This window comes from Cellvibrio sp. (assembly GCF_046347455.1).
In the GTDB taxonomy this organism is placed as follows: Bacteria; Pseudomonadota; Gammaproteobacteria; order Pseudomonadales; family Cellvibrionaceae; genus Cellvibrio.
Genome location: NZ_JAXMGC010000001.1, coordinates 348,280 through 363,504 on the forward strand (window position 1 = coordinate 348,280; position 15,225 = coordinate 363,504).

Sequence of the window (15,225 nt, forward strand, 5' to 3'; positions counted from 1 at the left end):
GACCAAGACCAACTAATTCGAATCGGAATTTTTTTGAAGTTGTTGCCATTTTTTTTGTTGCTTCAAAAACGTATTTTTTTGGAGCAACGGGCTCACCGTCAAATAAATTAAAATTCCATAAACAAGCGCATAGGCGCTCCACACAAATACACCGTGTCCATTCATGTACGCAAAGGCACTTAAGGAATCAAATTGAAACTTCATGAATGTGCTCCATCGGTTTTACCTAAGACCAATTCTCTAACCCACTGAGTGCGGCTCTCACGACGCAAAATTTCGGCGCGCGTATATAAAATCAACACCAGCGTGAAAAATAAATAAAACGCGACAATCATTAAAAACAAGGGATACAACATTGAAGCATCTATAGTGGACTTGCCTACAATCTTCAAGGTTGCCGGTTGATGCAAGGTGTACCACCAATCAACTGACTTATAAATAATGGGGATGTTCACGGTTCCTACCAAGGCCAAAATAGCGCAGGCTTTGTCGGCAGTATCGCGATTTTGAAAAGCTTGCTGCAATGCGATTGCACCCAGATACAAAAAGCTCAAGATTAAATAGGAGGTTAAACGCGCATCCCACTCCCACCAAGTTCCCCAAGTCGGCTTACCCCAAATAGAACCGGTTGCTAAGACAACAATTGTTAACCCCAAACCAATCGGCGCGCAGGATTTCATCACCATAAAAGGCAATTTCATTTTCCATATCAAACCAATAGCACCGGAAATGGCCATGATGTAATAGCAACTCATGGATATATACGCTACGGGTGCATGGATGTACAAAATGCGGAAACTGTTATGTTGCTTGGCGTCTTCCGGCGCGAAACCTAAGCCCCAAATTCCACCGATGAGCAACAAGCCCCACGCGGACACTGCCAGCCAAGGCAGCCACGCGTTGGTTTTTTCGTAAAACCAGCGCGGCGAACCCAAGCGATGAAACCATTGCCAATTCATAACAACCTCTAACCATTAATACTGATGCGCAGCGCACCCGCTGCTGCCAAAGGCGCTAACACCAACGCCAGCGCCAAAATTGCACCCAAGACAGCAAGCTGCATTGTATACGGGTCGCCAAGCGCTGCGGTTTGAACGGCGCTTGCGCCAAAAATTAAAATCGGGATGTACAGCGGCATAACAATCAATGAGATAAGCACCCCGCCCTTGCGTAACCCGACCGTTAGCGCTGCACCTATGGAACCTATAAGACTCATGGCAGCCGTCCCAAGAACCAAAGACAACAGCAACGCGCCAAAGGCCGAGGACGGCAAAGACAGCATCCCACCCAACAATGGTGCCAAGAGAGTCAGCGGCAAGCCTGTCGCCAACCAATGCACAAACACCTTAGCCGTTACCGCTAAAGAAAGCGGGTATGGCGAAATCAGCAACTGCTCCAATGAGCCGTCGTCGAAGTCACTGCGGAATAGACCATCCAACGACAAAAGCGTTGCCAAAAGCGCCATCACCCAGATAATTCCGGGCGCAATACGCATCAACACAGCCTTTTCCGGACCGAGCGCCAAAGGAATCATGGTAATCGCAATCAGGAAAAAGACGAGCGGATTAACCATATCGCCCCGGTTACGGAAGACCAAAGTAAGGTCGCGCTTAAGTGTCGCCAGAAACAAAGAGGAATCAGCCATGGCTCGCTTCCTCTGTATCGAAGTTGGCGGCAGGAAAATTCTGCAGATCCAATGATTTTAGGTTGGGTATATTTATGTCTTGATGGGATGTAACCAAAACAAGACCGCCCGCCTGCGCATGAGCAGCCAAGCGCAGCTCGAGTTGAGCGATGCCGGATTTATCCAAGGCGGTGAATGGCTCATCCAAAATCCACAGCTTAGCCCGACTGAATTCCAACCGAGCCAAAGCAACTCGCCGTAACTGCCCCGCCGATAGCCGATAACAGGGCGTATCTTCGTAGCCCGCTAATTTCACTGTCGCCAAGGCAGCCAAGAGAATAGCTTTATCGGTAACACCTTGACTCGCTGCGTACCACTGCAAGTTTTCCAGCGCAGTTAAGGATTTTTTAATGCCGGGTAAATGACCGAGATAAAGCAGCTCACTGGCGTACTCCCAACGTACCTTTGTTATTGGCTGCGAATTCCAGTAAATATCGCCGTGAAAATCCTTAGAGACGCCGGCTAATATTCGCAGAAGCGTGGTTTTACCACTGCCGTTTGGACCTAAAATCTGTACCACATCGCCTGCCGAAAAACCCGCATTGAGGTTCGCGAACAAAAAACGTTCGTCACGCTCACAGGCAAGGTTACGCAGTTCTAGGAGTGGAGTGGCAGCCAAGGAATCATCCAACAGACGTTTGGGAACTCGCATCAACTAAGCGGTTCAATAATAAGAGCTCAGGCTTTCCGCCAAGAGGTCGCTATAATCAAAGAGCCTTAGGTTTCCCAAGTGCAATTTGCCGGGCGATTATAGCGGCAGCCCTAGCGTCTTTCACGCCTTATTGATGATGGCGGTCAAAGATATGTAAATATTTTGCAAGAAATCAACCAACTTTTTGTTTCGGTATAGGCCGCGCATGGATATAACCAATATTCCCCAAAATCTGATCAAAACGCTTGAACAAAAAAGCACAGATCAGCTTGCTGCATTGAGCCGTGTGCTCAATCTGGTATTGGGGAAAACCGTGATGGCGAGCGTTGTATCAACCGAACCCGTTACACCGCAAGAACGCGCTGAATTATTGAAGCAAACTACGGCTGCGCTGGCGCAATTGAATCAGCAAACTGTTGGAAAACTAACACCCGCAATAAAAAATGAAATTGCGCGATTAATGCAACAGCAAAATCTAATCCAGTCACCCGAATTGAAATGGATAAATCTAAAGGTTAACGGCCGCTCACTTTTGACTTATAGCGATAGACCTTTGACAGCCGGCCAAAGTGTTCCGGTTCAAATGCAAAGCCCGCAAAAATTGGTGTTGTTAGATTTACCTGCCGGGGATGAAGACCAATCGACAACAGACAGTACAGCCCTAACACCCAAAACTCCACCTGCTGTGGCTAGTGCGTTAACGGCGCAACAATTGGTGAAGTTGGCTACAAATTTACCGCTCGGGGATTCTGTACCCAAAACACCAACTAATCCCACTATCCAAACGGCAGCTGAAGATTTAACCCCCGCTGTTAGTGAAAAAAACCTAAAGGCCGTGATTGAGAAGAATCAAGCGAGCACGCCTTTACTTGATTCAACAAACAAAGCGGTTCAACAAAAAATAAATCTCTACAACACAGCGGAAGCTCAACTAAAACCGCCGACAACCACAACCCTAAAACAACCGCTTAACGATAATTCTATCGTTAAACAGATAGTGAGCGAACAACTTCGCAACTTGCTACCACATCGCGATACACCCAACACCTTGCTGTCCGCCGTTGTTCAGTTGAACAACTTACCACCGGCCGCAAAATCGCAACTATTTACACCCAGCCTTGAGCAAGCATTAAAAAGTGTCGCCGAAAAAATTCGCTCGCCAGAGCAAATCGCTCAACCCAAAGTGCTAGCGCAAACTTTAAAAAATTCTGGTGTATTTTTTGAAAATACACTTGGCAAACACTTAGCCGTAGCCAGCAGCCCGCAGGAACATAGCCGAGCAATCAGCAATAGCTATTCACAAGATCTGAAAGGGGCTCTTCTGACTCTTGTTAACAAGGCATCGCAAGAATTGAATGGCAATAACAAACCCCTGTCGAGCGAACAGGCGGTGAAGCTATTTCAAAATCTAGCTAGCCTTCCCGTTTTTAATCAAACCAACCTCGCCTCAACCACCAAGCAAGACATCACCCAAGTATTGGGATTGTTCGTGCAAGAACTCATGCAGAAGCCGGTCAAAGAACTTTCCAATAAGGAGTTGCGGGCACAACTGCTAGTTCTTTTGCAGCAACACGGTTTGCACAGCCTTGCCAAAATCCAGCTACAACAGCTCCACAGCCTTAATCACGAGCTGGACACGCGCGACAGCAATACGCCCAGCGCTTCGTGGCAAATTGAAATTCCTGTTAAACATCACAACGATGTACATCAGGTTCATCTCCGCATTGATCGCGAATGGGTCGATGAGAAAAATGAATCGCAACCCGAAAAAAGTAATTCAAAAATCAAACAATGGTCAGTTACTTTGCGTTTTGATTTGCCAACACTTGGCGAATTTTGCGCACAACTCTCCATTGTGAACACGCAAGTCAGCGCCACTTTATGGGCAACCCAGGAAAAAACCTTTAAAGAAGTAAAAGACCATGTCGACGGATTGCGTAAACAATTGGAGAACGAAGGTATTCAAGTAAAATTCCTCCAATGCATGCGCGGAATGCCACCTAAAAAGCCCATGGCCTTAAGCTACTCACTGATAGATATTTCGACCTAAGCATGACAACTAACAGTAAAGTTCAAAAGGCCGTCGCACTTTTTTACGATGGCAAAAGCACACCGACCGTCACTGCAAAAGGAACTGGAGCAGTAGCGGACAACATCATTGCCGTAGCGGAAAAGCACGGCGTGCCTTTGTGCGATAACAGCGCTTTAGTTGAATTATTGGTGCAACTTGAATTGGGCGACGAAATTCCCGAAACGCTTTATCTCGCAGTCGCCTACATCATCGCGTTCGCCTATCGATTGGAAGGTAAAGAGCCGGAAGCTTGGACAAAACCAGAATAATTCAGAATAAAAACGTTAAAATTTGTTCAAATTGCTCATTTCTCACTTCACAGTACAGATGATTAGTGCCAACATCGGCACATTAATCAACCAATAGATCCAAACATCACCTATGCATCCGTCGTTAATTTCAGCCAGCGAATTACAACTACATTTGGGCAAAGGCTTTGTCGTAGTAGATTGCCGTTTTAATTTGATGGACAAAACCCAAGGGCTCACACTCTATCGCCAAGGGCACATTCCCGGCGCATTTTATCTGGATTTAGAACGCGATCTTTCATCACCCATTCAAGTTCATGGCGGGCGTCATCCTTTACCTGACTTTGAGCAACTTCAGGAAAAATGCCGAGCCATGGGCGTTAATCAACTCAGCACGGTTGTTGTTTATGATGATTCACGCATGGCATACGCAGCGCGTGCTTGGTGGCTGCTGAAGCACATGGGGCTTTCCGATGTACGCATTTTGGATGGCGGATTCAACGCATGGGTGGCGAACAAAGGAGCCATAGACAGACGTGAACCCGCACCCAAGCACGGAAACTTCAAATTACATTTGCAAGAGAACAAAACAATTAGCAGAGACGATATTCTCCACAATGATTCGATCAGGCTAATTGATTCGCGCGAGGCGCGCCGTTTTGAAGGATTGGAAGAGCCTATAGATCCCATCGCAGGCCATATTCCAAACGCCGTCAATTTCTTTTGGCAAGATGTGACCAATGATAAGGGATTTGTGAAATCTCTCGCTGAGCAACAAGCTCACTGGAATACATTACCAACAACTGGCAATCTTGGTGTTTATTGCGGCTCCGGCGTAACAGCTTGCGTCAACATTTTCTCACTGCATTTATGCGGAATTGATGCAAAGCTCTACCCTGGAAGTTGGAGTGATTGGTGTAGCTATCTTCCGTTACCTGAAAATAGCTAAATCCCATCACGGATAAGGCTTAGAAATATTCGTACTCGATTCGAACATCCCAAGCTTCGCCATTCTCATTATCGATATTCGCCCTACCTTGATAACGCATCAAGTAAAGCCCATTTGGGTCGTAGGCGTAATAAATCGGATCGGTGAAAATGGAAGAAAGTTTATTTGCAGTATCCACTCGGAAATATTTCCAGTTCTCACCAGCGCCTTTGTAAGCCAAAGGGGAAACGCTTGCGTCCACTTCTCTAATCACAAACTTTTCAATCCCCAAGTGACGTGCATCTGCTGCATCAAACTCAATTTTCTTTCCTGCAGTGAGCTTTGGCCACTGTTGTTGGATAAACGCATCTAATCCAGCATCGATAATTAGTTTGGAGGTTTCGTACAGGGTTTTCGTTTGCGAATTACCTTTAACGCCATGTGTTAGGAGTAACCGTCCACCATCAAACTGGGCGGAGACAATTTCGTCATCGCGTTCATCATTTAATACAAAACCAGGTTGGAATACTTCAGTGGAATAATTCAGAGTCTTGCGCGCAAAAATAACACCGTCCGGTTTCGCGTAGTTAACTTGAACCTCTTTGTTTTCGTCGAGCGAGGTGAATAATTCTCTGTAAGCTAGCTTACCGGTCTTAAGGTTATAAACATTGCCAGAGACCGCGTACCCGTCATTAGCCAAAACTCCTGTGCCATAACCTAACAAGCACAACACAAACATCAGCCTACAGGTGGATCCCATTACAAATACCTCGCAAAGATAAAACATTACCGCAAGTATAAATACTTGGCGGTAATTTGCATGCAGTAATCATTCGGCGGTTTTTAAATCAGGCTTTTAGAGCACTGAATAAGGCGATGGTTTCTTTGCGACTGGTTGATAAATCGACAATGGGTAAAGGGTAGCCCGGCGTAGGTGGTGGATTATGGATAAGCTTCGCGGGCAAATGTTTGAGCGCGGGCAAGTAACCTTTAATGAACGCCCCCTCAGGATCAAAGCGCTGGGACTGACTAATGGGATTGAAAATTCTGAAGTAAGGAGCTGCATCGGTTCCAGTTGAAGCACTCCACTGCCAGCCGCCGTTGTTGGCTGGAAAATCGCCATCAATCAATTGCGTCATAAAATAGTGCTCCCCCATTCGCCAATCAATTTGCAAATTCTTGGTCAGGTACATGGCAACGACCATGCGCAAACGGTTGTGCATCCAACCCGTTTCTTTCAATTGCAGCATGGCGGCATCAACAATGGGAACACCCGTCTCGCCATTGCACCAAGCATCAAATAGCTTTTGGTCGTATTTCCATGGAAAGGCTTCCGTATGTTTTTGCATAGCTTTGAATTTACAAACGCTGGGAAAATCCACGACGACATGCTGATAAAAATCTCGCCAAATCAACTCGCTTATCCAAGTCGTCACGCCAGCATTACCTGAATCCAGCTCACCATTATTCGCCTGTAGCGCTGCAGCAATACATTGGCGAGGTGATATAGAGCCAATCGCCAAGTACGGTGACAGCTGAGAGGTTCCGTCTTGATTGGGAAAATCACGCGCTGTTTGGTAGCCCTCAATTCGATTTTTAACAAATTGCTTTAAACGTTTGCTCGCTTCTTTTTCACCTGCGGGCCACAAGGATGATAAATCTCGCAACTCTAGGTTAGCGAATAGCTGATTGATTGCATCATCACCCAGGTGTGCAACTTTGTGAGCGGGTTGAAGCTTTGGCTTTTTCAGTGGTTGAAGCTCTAAACCCCTAACCTGTTCAAGCCAATTGTTTTTAAACGCGGTGAAAACTTTATAAGGTTCGCCTTTACCGTTTCTAACCATTCCGGGAGGAATCATCACACGATCGTGAAAACGCTTAACAATAACACCCTGCGCGCGCAAAACCTCAGCAACCTTTTTATCTCGCTCGAATTCATCAATAGGATATTCTGCGTTAAAAAACAACTGCTCTACATTGTATTTGCTGATAAGCAGTTGAAGCTGTGGAATAACCTCTGAAACATTTTCTACATCAAACACAAGTAACGGAATATTGAGCTCAGCTAAATCTTGATTAAGCAACAACAAATGCCGGCGAATAAAATCAACACGTGCTGGAGCAACAACGTGATTCTTAATAAAATCGCGGCAAATAAAATAAACCGCTAATACACCTTGCTCATCCTCGGCGGCTCTATATAAGGCTGGGTTATCGTAAACACGCAAATCATTCCTAAACCAAACAATTTTCTGAAATCTAGTAATTGATTTTCCGTGTTCAGACTTACTCGCTGGAGGGGTCATAGATTCACCTCACCATCTTTTCTATCGGCAGGGAAAATATGATTTAGCGTAGCAAAGACAGTTTGTAATCCACCGGTTCTGAGAATGCTGACGTGAGATGGATAATCGGAATGAAGTGCGGCAGCAACACTGCCAGCAACAATAATTGGCTTGGCTATTTTTTGTGAAAAAAGTTGCAGCTCTTTTTGGAAATCACCCAAACTCGAACACGAATTATTGTAAATAACAATGCCATTTAACCCTAACTGATTTACAGCAAAGAGCATTTCGTTCGTTGTGCTAACCCCAAGCAATTCGGATTTGAATTGACTGGTCGTTAAACCGTAATGCAGCATTATATTGAGCAAAGGATTTGTTTCTGCAGTTAATTGAATGATCGCAACACGTTCACGCTTGGCGCCCTGGCGTTGGCGTTGCGTTAGCATCAGCAGATATTCAGACACCCTATTAACCAAAATGGATTTCTTAGTCGCGTTGCCATACACGCCCTGTTCAAAATGCTCCAGCGTCGGGGCGATTAATTGATCTGCTATGATATCGGCCGGGTACACAGAAAATAATTGATTAAACCACGCATCCAGTTTTCCCAGATTAAGGTCTGACATAAGTGAAAGCAGCTCATCCAAATAGGACTGCCACACATTTTCAACATTCAACTCATAGGAAAATTGATTCGGGTCCAAGAGCTCGCTGATTTTTCCAATAGCCAATCCACGCGCCAACCACGCCTGAATTTTTTTGATTAGCTCAACGTCTTCTTTTCGATAAAGCCTATGGCCCTTGTGCGTTCGCAGTGGCTTAATCAAGCCATAACGACGTTCCCATGCGCGCAAGGTAACGCTGTTGACGCCCGTGAGTCGTGAAATTTCACGAATAGGCAAAGTCTCTTCTGAATTTTCAGTTGTCATGGAAATTTTCGCCGCTAGTGTTCTAAAACAAAGTTACGCAACCCCAAAGCATCTGGATGAGGTGACCAGAATGTTTGATTTTTTAAGTAAGGATTATCCAGCTTCATTAAGTGATGCTTGAGCAACGTCAGCGGAACGATAATCGGAACCTGTCCCTTGCCGTAGGTTTCTATGAGGTGACCAAGCTCTTCTTTTTCGAGTTTGTTAATGTGTGATTTTAAATAGCCTCGCAGATGCATCATGGCGTTTGTATTGCCCTTGCGCGATGCTTTGTGGCCTAAGGCTGTCATCAACATGTGAATAAACTGCTGGTTAATTTCTTCAATTGGCTTTGCTGACAAATTCGCCAGAAACTTTCCAATTGCAAAATAACTTGGCACGTGATGAGCCATCACTTGATACTTATAACGTGAATAAAATTCGATGAGTTTTTTTGGTGTGGGATTGTGTTGTAACTGCTTGCGCCAATCGTGTAACGCAAAAATGCGGGTTATAAAATTTTCGCGCAAACCAGCATCCGTTAACCTGCCCGCTTCCTCAACAGGAATTAGCGGCATCAACTCCATAAAGCGTTTTGCGTAGGCACCGCGACCTTGGCTATCGATACTGTAACCGTTGGTGCCATAGCGCTTGAGCCCAAACACAGCGCAACTGGGAGAGTTCTGCATAAACACATAACCGCAGATATCGGGCATAGCTTGAGCCGCTAACTCAGCTTCTTTCACAAGGGCATCTGTAACGTCCAGATCGGGATTTTCAACGCCGCGAATACGATCTTGCCCATCCGTCACGATCAACCGGATAGTTTTGCGGGGAATTCCCAACCCAATAGCCACTTCGGGGCAGACCGGGCGAAATTCCACATATTCCGAGAGAACATCCGTAAGGTAACGATTTCGTTTATGCCCGCCATCAAAACGCACAGGCTCCCCTAGAAGACATTTGCTCACACCCAAAGGAATCTTATCCACGGCACACCAACCTTATACAAGAATTGAATTCATGTATAAGTTTAAGCCCATTTTCTTGTACAAAGCAAATATGGCGTATAAGTTTTTTTGAGGATGGAAAGTTGAGGCAGGACTTTGAGGCAAAAAAAAGCCGACTGACGTCGGCTTTAGGGGGCTTAGCTGGATTTGAATCAGAGCGTTGGGATTTTTACGTCCGCAAACAGCTCATCCAGTTCGGCGCGCGAATGACGATTAAACGCCTCGTTGACTATATCTTTGGTGAGATGCGGAGCGAACTTCTCGATAAAGTCATACATGAAACCGCGCAAGAAAGTACCACGACGGAAACCAATTTTGGTCACGCTCGACTCAAACAAATGGCTGGCATCGAGTGAAACCAAGTCTGTATCCACAGTTGCGTCATAAGCCATATGAGCAATGATGCCTATCCCTAAACCGAGACGCACGTAGGTTTTAATAACGTCCGCATCTGCCGCTGTGAACACCACGCGAGGCGCCAAACCACGATTGATAAAGGCTTCATCCAACTTGGAGCGGCCCGTAAACCCAAAGACGTAAGTCACGATGGGGAACTTGGCAACATCTTCCAACGTCAGGCGTGAAACCTGAGCCAGCGGATGATTTTTAGGCACCACTATGCAACGGTTCCAACGATAGCAAGGCATCATGATCAGATCACTGAACAGCTCCATGGCTTCGGTAGCAATCGCAAAATCCACAGTGCCATCAGCAGCCATTTCAGAGATCTGCATTGGTGTGCCTTGGTGCATATGCAAGGCAACTTCCGGATATTGCTTAATAAATTGGCCAATTACAAGCGGCAGTGCGTAGCGCGCTTGGGTATGAGTCGTCGCAATTGTGAGCGTACCTTTGCGCTCATTACTGAACTCTTGCGCAACTTGCTTGATGCTCTCTACCTTGCGCAGAATTTCGCCGGCTTTCTTTAAAATAGCTTCACCAGCGGGAGTAATGCGGGTTAAGTGCTTACCGCTACGGGAAAAAATTTCAACGCCCAACTCATCTTCGAGCAGGCGGATTTGCTTACTAATGCCTGGTTGAGAGGTATATAAACTTTGCGCTGTCGCCGACACGTTAAGGTCGTGGTGCGCAACCTCCCAGATGTATCGTAATTGTTGCAGCTTCATAAGCCCTCCAAATGGCTCATTGAACTGGAGGAATGTTCGTTAATCACAGGCGCAATCAACAGTTATAAAAAAACTTAAATGTTATGCTTTTCAAGAATAGACACTTAAGTTTGAATGTCCAATTTATTTGCATATATCGCAAAAATTCGGTTTCTTACAACTTTAGACCATATCTGAGATTTTTATAGTTTTTAGTCCGCTTTTTTTATTCCGACTGGGTGTGGTGAATCTAACGGCTGATTGGCGATTCCGTGCGGAACATGGCCGGTTGCCACATGCTCGCTGGCCGAATCGCAATGAATGCGCTGGTCATCGAAGAATACATCTGCGCCATAAGCCTTCAGAAAAGTGCCTTTGGACAAGCCGCCCAAAAAGAGTGATTCATCGATACGAATATTCCATGCTCGCAAAGTTCGAATCACCCGCTCATGCGCTGGTGCGGAACGCGCTGTTACCAGTGCTGTGCGAATTGGGCAATCGTATTCGCCAAACTCTCGCTGCAAACCTTGTAGCGCTGCAAGGAACTCCTTAAAAGGTCCACCGGAAAGCGGTTCTTTCGCAGAAGCTTTTTCCCTCTCGGTAAAAGCGCTCAGTCCCTCCAGCTTATAAACTCGCTCGGCTTCGTCCGAAAACAGCACCGCATCGCCGTCGAACGCGAATCGAATCTGGCCTTCATGCTCGCTTTTATTTTTAGAGGTCAACAAGGTCGCCGCCGCTATACCGTGATCCAGCGCATGCCTAACGTCTTCCGCGTTTGTTGATAAAAATAGATGGCAACCAAAAGCCGTCGCGTACCCATAAGGCGAAGTCCCGCCACTGAAGGCCGCGCGCGTTATTTTCAACCCATAATGCTCAATGGAGTTGAACACACGCAAACCGGTGTCCGCACTGTTGCGCGACAGCAAAATCACTTCAACCCGAGGCTCTCCACCCAATCGCTCATTTAATAGCAACAGCTTTTGTACCAAGGGAAACGCATCCCCCGGAGCAAGAATTTCGTCTTCATGATCAATTTGGTAGCGCGCATAGGCGTCCAAACCTTCACTTTCATAAATCTTGTGGCTTTCATCCAAATTGAACAAAGCGCGTGAGGATATGGCAATAACAAGTTTGGTTCCGAAACCGCTGGGCATAGGGTATTCCAATTTAATAGGGTCATTCCAATCTAAAGGTCGCTCTTAAGCTATCACCAAATTTGGTCATCAGGGAATTTTTTCAAGCCCAATACGCTTGTAAGGCAATCCAATCTGATACGGTGTTTTATGCGATTTCTGAATCTGTTACGGGTGCAGTTGCCAAAACATAATGGATTGGAGTCTTTTTGAGAGATATCCCTATGAGCGAATCCATCCCCGTCTATAACCTCCCCAGCCAAAGCGAGCATCAAAAACCTACACCATCCCAATTGGGTGGCAAAATTTATGTAAGAAGCTTTACAGGCAGATTCCAGAATATTCGCATCGGTGTTGCCGGGTTATTGGCCATCCTATTTTTCGCTACAGCCTGGATTAACTGGAATGGTCATCAAGCGGTACTTTGGGATTTGGGCGAACGTAAGTTTTACGTATTTGGTGCCACCTTTTGGCCGCAGGATTTTTCGCTACTCGCTTTTGCGATGGTTATTGGAGCCTTTTTATTGTTTGCGGTTACAGTGTTTGCTGGGCGTGTTTGGTGTGGTTACGCCTGCCCGCAAAGTACCTGGACTTGGGCATTTATTTGGATGGAAAAAATAACTGAAGGCGACAGCTACCAACGCGCAAAATTAGATGCATCGCCCTTCTCCGCCAAAAAACTTTTACGAAAAGCCGCCAAACATAGCCTGTGGATTTTGGCTTCTCTCGCGACAGCGATTGCTTTTATGGGATATTTCATTCCCATCCGCCACTTGGTACCCAACCTGCTAACTGCATCGCTTGAATTAGATTATGCGTTCTGGGTAGGTTTTATAGCCTTATGCACCTATCTTAATGCGGGCTGGTTGCGCGAAAAATTTTGTACACACATGTGCCCATATGCTCGTTTTCAAAGTGTGATGTTTGATAAAGACACGCTCGTCGTAGCCTATGACAGCTCACGTGGTGATCAACGCGGTTCACGCAAAAAAGATGAAGACTACAAGGCGCGTGGCTTAGGTGATTGCGTTGATTGTTACATGTGCGTACAAGTGTGTCCTACCGGAATCGATATTCGCCAAGGGCTGCAAATGGATTGCATTAGTTGTGCTGCCTGCGTCGATGCCTGTGATTCGGTGATGGATAAAATGGGCTATGCGCGCGGCCTCATTAGTTACACCTCAGAGCGAGAATTAGCAGGTGAAAAACGAGTCACGTGGAGGCCGAGTTTATTCTCTTACGTCGCTGCTCTTTTAATCATTGTTGCGGCACTCTTATTCAGTTTGCACGATCGCGCACAAATCAGCATGAGCGTGTATAGAGATAGAAACTTATTCCACACTAACGCTGCGGGTGAAGTGATCAACGTTTATCGTTTAAATATCACCAACAAAACGCAGGAGACAAAGATCTACGCGGTAACATTAGATGCAATCGATGATTTGTATTTGCCAAAGCCCTACGAAGTCACCTTAGCGCCAGGAGAACGTTTTGACTTACCCGTATCGATTAGGTTAAAACGATCTGCCCCGAAAGATTCGACCGGCTTTATTAATTTCAATTTTAAAGTGAGCAACATCAATGTCGCTCAAGAAAGTATTTTGCAACCAGCCACTTTTATCTACCCCAAAATAACAGAAAGCGTGCCCAAGCAATGAAACTCTATGAACAATTTGCCGAAGAAATTGCTGAATTAATTCGCGTTGGTACCTTACAAGCGGGCGAAAAAATTCCTTCGGTTCGCTACGCAAGCCGTACTCACAACATCAGCGCCGCGACTGTGTTTCAAGCCTATTATTTATTGGAACGTCGGGGATTAATTGAGGCTCGCCCACGTTCTGGTTATATTGTGAGAAGCCATGCGAACGGCGTGCTTGTGGAGCCGGAACAATCAAATCTGGCTCATCTGCCGCAAGAAACCGTGGCAACGGATGTAGATGTCAGCGAATTGGTATTTTCAGTTTTAGATTCGATGAAAGACCCATCCACCATTCCGCTCGGTTCCGCATTTCCAAGCCCCACTCTCTTTCCACTACAACGCTTATCTCGCTCAATGACGAAAGCCTTGCGCGAAACGCCTGCGCAGGCAGTCGTTGCGGATATGACATCTGGCAACGCAACTTTGCGCAGGCAAATTATGCTGCGTGCCATGTCAACCGGAAACAAATACACTGCGGAAGAATTAGTGATTACCAATGGAGCTTTGGAAGCGCTTAACTTGTGCTTGCAAACCCTAACCCAACCCGGCGATTTAGTCGCCATTGAATCGCCAGCGTTTTACGCCAGCTTGCAAGTGCTTGAGCGATTGAAATTAAAAGCGGTTGAAATTCCGGTTCATCCCAGAGATGGAATTGATCTACACATTTTAGAAGAAAGCTTAACGCGATTATCGATCAAAGCCTGTTGGATTATGAGTACCTTTCAAAATCCGCTGGGTGCGAGCATGAGCGATGAGAAAAAAGAAAAACTTTGCGAATTAAGCGCGCGCTACCAATTACCCATCATTGAAGATGATGTTTATGCAGAACTCTATTTCGGTTTACAACCACCTAAACCATTAAAAAGTTTTGATAAAAATGATTTGGTGATGTACTGCAGTTCTTTTTCAAAAAGCCTCGCACCTGGTTACCGAATCGGCTGGATTGCCGGTGGAAAATTTGCCAAACAAATTCACCGCTTACAACTCATGACAACCATTTCTCCATCGCTCCCGGCACAAGCCGCTATTGCAGATTACCTACAACATGGCGGATACGATCGTCATTTGCGCAAACTGCGCGAAACATTGGAAGCACAACAACAAAAACTAATGCTCGCCATTGAACGTTATTTCCCCACCGACGTTCGCGTCACCAAACCTAAAGGCGGTTATTTTTTATGGATAGAGCTACCGCACGATGTAGATTCGCTACAACTCTTCCGTCTTGCCCTCGCGCAAGGTATTAGCATTGCACCCGGGCCAATATTCTCTGCCAGCCAAAGCTTTAAGAACTGTATTCGTTTGAATTACGGAAACATCTGGGATGCAAAGATTGAAGAATCGCTGAAGCTGCTTGGGAAGCTTATCAATTCATTTCAGCATGTCTCATAATTTGCCTTTTGCAGATCTTTCGCTTCGCAAACCTGAACGCACATTAAAATACGGTGTTGCAATAAATTGATGCCAAAAATTGGAAACTCACCTAAGAAATTTAAGCACG

15 protein-coding genes are annotated in these 15,225 nt (G+C 45.8%); 5 read left to right on the forward strand and 10 right to left on the reverse strand.

All coding sequences use genetic code 11. From position 1 onward, the window contains the following. Positions 1–12: 12 nt before the first annotated feature. From ccmD to ccmA, 4 genes are read right to left on the reverse strand one after another with little or no spacing between them, the layout of a single operon-like run. Positions 13–204: a heme exporter protein CcmD gene (gene ccmD / locus U1F02_RS01575; RefSeq protein WP_409988591.1), complete on the reverse strand. Its 192-nt coding sequence runs from the start codon at positions 202–204 to the stop codon at positions 13–15. Next, on the reverse strand, positions 201–959 hold the full coding sequence (locus U1F02_RS01580) for a heme ABC transporter permease (RefSeq protein WP_409988592.1): 759 nt from the start codon (positions 957–959) through the stop codon (positions 201–203). The genes ccmD and U1F02_RS01580 overlap by 4 nt, the downstream gene beginning before the upstream one ends. An 8-nt stretch (positions 960–967) precedes the next feature. Then, positions 968–1,645 (reverse strand): heme exporter protein CcmB, encoded by a 678-nt coding sequence (gene ccmB, locus U1F02_RS01585; RefSeq protein WP_409988593.1) that lies wholly within the window; start codon positions 1,643–1,645, stop codon positions 968–970. Further along, the gene (gene ccmA / locus U1F02_RS01590; RefSeq protein WP_409988594.1) at positions 1,638–2,336 is read right to left on the reverse strand and encodes a cytochrome c biogenesis heme-transporting ATPase CcmA; all 699 of its coding nucleotides are present in this window, start codon (positions 2,334–2,336) and stop codon (positions 1,638–1,640) included. The genes ccmB and ccmA overlap by 8 nt, the downstream gene beginning before the upstream one ends. Before the next feature lie 205 nt (positions 2,337–2,541). Here ccmA and U1F02_RS01595 point away from each other — a divergent pair, with 205 nt between their 5' ends. The 3 genes from U1F02_RS01595 (at position 2,542) to U1F02_RS01605 (ending at position 5,604) form a co-directional block, all read left to right on the forward strand. Then, on the forward strand, positions 2,542–4,386 hold the full coding sequence (locus U1F02_RS01595) for a flagellar hook-length control protein FliK (protein WP_409988595.1): 1,845 nt from the start codon (positions 2,542–2,544) through the stop codon (positions 4,384–4,386). Between the two features lie 2 nt (positions 4,387–4,388). Further along, on the forward strand, positions 4,389–4,676 hold the full coding sequence (locus tag U1F02_RS01600; RefSeq protein WP_409988596.1) for an EscU/YscU/HrcU family type III secretion system export apparatus switch protein: 288 nt from the start codon (positions 4,389–4,391) through the stop codon (positions 4,674–4,676). 112 nt (positions 4,677–4,788) lie between these two features. Continuing rightward, positions 4,789–5,604, forward strand: a complete 816-nt coding sequence (locus tag U1F02_RS01605; protein WP_409988597.1) for a sulfurtransferase — start codon at positions 4,789–4,791, stop codon at positions 5,602–5,604. A 19-nt stretch (positions 5,605–5,623) separates the two neighbouring features. On the opposite strand, the gene U1F02_RS01610 is transcribed toward U1F02_RS01605, so the two are convergent. The 6 genes from U1F02_RS01610 to U1F02_RS01635 form a co-directional block, all read right to left on the reverse strand. After that, positions 5,624–6,343: a hypothetical protein gene (locus U1F02_RS01610; protein ID WP_409988598.1), complete on the reverse strand. Its 720-nt coding sequence runs from the start codon at positions 6,341–6,343 to the stop codon at positions 5,624–5,626. Positions 6,344–6,431: 88 nt separating this feature from the next. Beyond that, a complete protein-coding gene (phrB, locus tag U1F02_RS01615) occupies positions 6,432–7,889 on the reverse strand; it encodes a deoxyribodipyrimidine photo-lyase (protein WP_409988599.1) in 1,458 nt (485 codons plus the stop codon). After that, the gene (locus U1F02_RS01620) at positions 7,886–8,797 is read right to left on the reverse strand and encodes a MerR family transcriptional regulator (RefSeq protein ID WP_409988600.1); all 912 of its coding nucleotides are present in this window, start codon (positions 8,795–8,797) and stop codon (positions 7,886–7,888) included. Before U1F02_RS01620 ends, phrB begins: the two co-directional genes overlap by 4 nt. A gap of 14 nt (positions 8,798–8,811) precedes the next feature. Next, on the reverse strand, positions 8,812–9,768 hold the full coding sequence (locus U1F02_RS01625) for a YbgA family protein (RefSeq protein ID WP_409988601.1): 957 nt from the start codon (positions 9,766–9,768) through the stop codon (positions 8,812–8,814). Between the two features lie 170 nt (positions 9,769–9,938). After that, the gene (cysB, locus tag U1F02_RS01630; RefSeq protein ID WP_409988602.1) at positions 9,939–10,913 is read right to left on the reverse strand and encodes an HTH-type transcriptional regulator CysB; all 975 of its coding nucleotides are present in this window, start codon (positions 10,911–10,913) and stop codon (positions 9,939–9,941) included. A 191-nt stretch (positions 10,914–11,104) separates the two neighbouring features. After that, entirely contained in the window at positions 11,105–12,046 is a 942-nt protein-coding gene (locus U1F02_RS01635) for a 5'-nucleotidase (protein WP_409988603.1), read from the reverse strand. A gap of 203 nt (positions 12,047–12,249) precedes the next feature. On the opposite strand from U1F02_RS01635, the gene ccoG reads away from it, so the two are divergent. After that, positions 12,250–13,683, forward strand: coding sequence for a cytochrome c oxidase accessory protein CcoG (gene ccoG / locus U1F02_RS01640; protein WP_409988604.1), 1,434 nt, complete (start codon positions 12,250–12,252; stop codon positions 13,681–13,683). Further along, positions 13,680–15,116 (forward strand): PLP-dependent aminotransferase family protein, encoded by a 1,437-nt coding sequence (locus U1F02_RS01645; protein WP_409988605.1) that lies wholly within the window; start codon positions 13,680–13,682, stop codon positions 15,114–15,116. The genes ccoG and U1F02_RS01645 overlap by 4 nt, the downstream gene beginning before the upstream one ends. Positions 15,117–15,225 lie beyond the last annotated feature (109 nt).

Coding starts and splice junctions, on each gene's coding strand:
- ccmD (WP_409988591.1), bottom strand. CDS start 204: ATGAAGTTTCAATTTGATTCCTTAAGTGCCTTTGCGTACATGAATGGA.
- U1F02_RS01580 (WP_409988592.1), bottom strand. CDS start 959: ATGAATTGGCAATGGTTTCATCGCTTGGGTTCGCCGCGCTGGTTTTAC.
- ccmB (WP_409988593.1), bottom strand. CDS start 1,645: ATGGCTGATTCCTCTTTGTTTCTGGCGACACTTAAGCGCGACCTTACT.
- ccmA (WP_409988594.1), bottom strand. CDS start 2,336: ATGCGAGTTCCCAAACGTCTGTTGGATGATTCCTTGGCTGCCACTCCA.
- U1F02_RS01595 (WP_409988595.1), top strand. CDS start 2,542: ATGGATATAACCAATATTCCCCAAAATCTGATCAAAACGCTTGAACAA.
- U1F02_RS01600 (WP_409988596.1), top strand. CDS start 4,389: ATGACAACTAACAGTAAAGTTCAAAAGGCCGTCGCACTTTTTTACGAT.
- U1F02_RS01605 (WP_409988597.1), top strand. CDS start 4,789: ATGCATCCGTCGTTAATTTCAGCCAGCGAATTACAACTACATTTGGGC.
- U1F02_RS01610 (WP_409988598.1), bottom strand. CDS start 6,343: ATGGGATCCACCTGTAGGCTGATGTTTGTGTTGTGCTTGTTAGGTTAT.
- phrB (WP_409988599.1), bottom strand. CDS start 7,889: ATGACCCCTCCAGCGAGTAAGTCTGAACACGGAAAATCAATTACTAGA.
- U1F02_RS01620 (WP_409988600.1), bottom strand. CDS start 8,797: ATGACAACTGAAAATTCAGAAGAGACTTTGCCTATTCGTGAAATTTCA.
- cysB (WP_409988602.1), bottom strand. CDS start 10,913: ATGAAGCTGCAACAATTACGATACATCTGGGAGGTTGCGCACCACGAC.
- U1F02_RS01635 (WP_409988603.1), bottom strand. CDS start 12,046: ATGCCCAGCGGTTTCGGAACCAAACTTGTTATTGCCATATCCTCACGC.
- ccoG (WP_409988604.1), top strand. CDS start 12,250: ATGAGCGAATCCATCCCCGTCTATAACCTCCCCAGCCAAAGCGAGCAT.
- U1F02_RS01645 (WP_409988605.1), top strand. CDS start 13,680: ATGAAACTCTATGAACAATTTGCCGAAGAAATTGCTGAATTAATTCGC.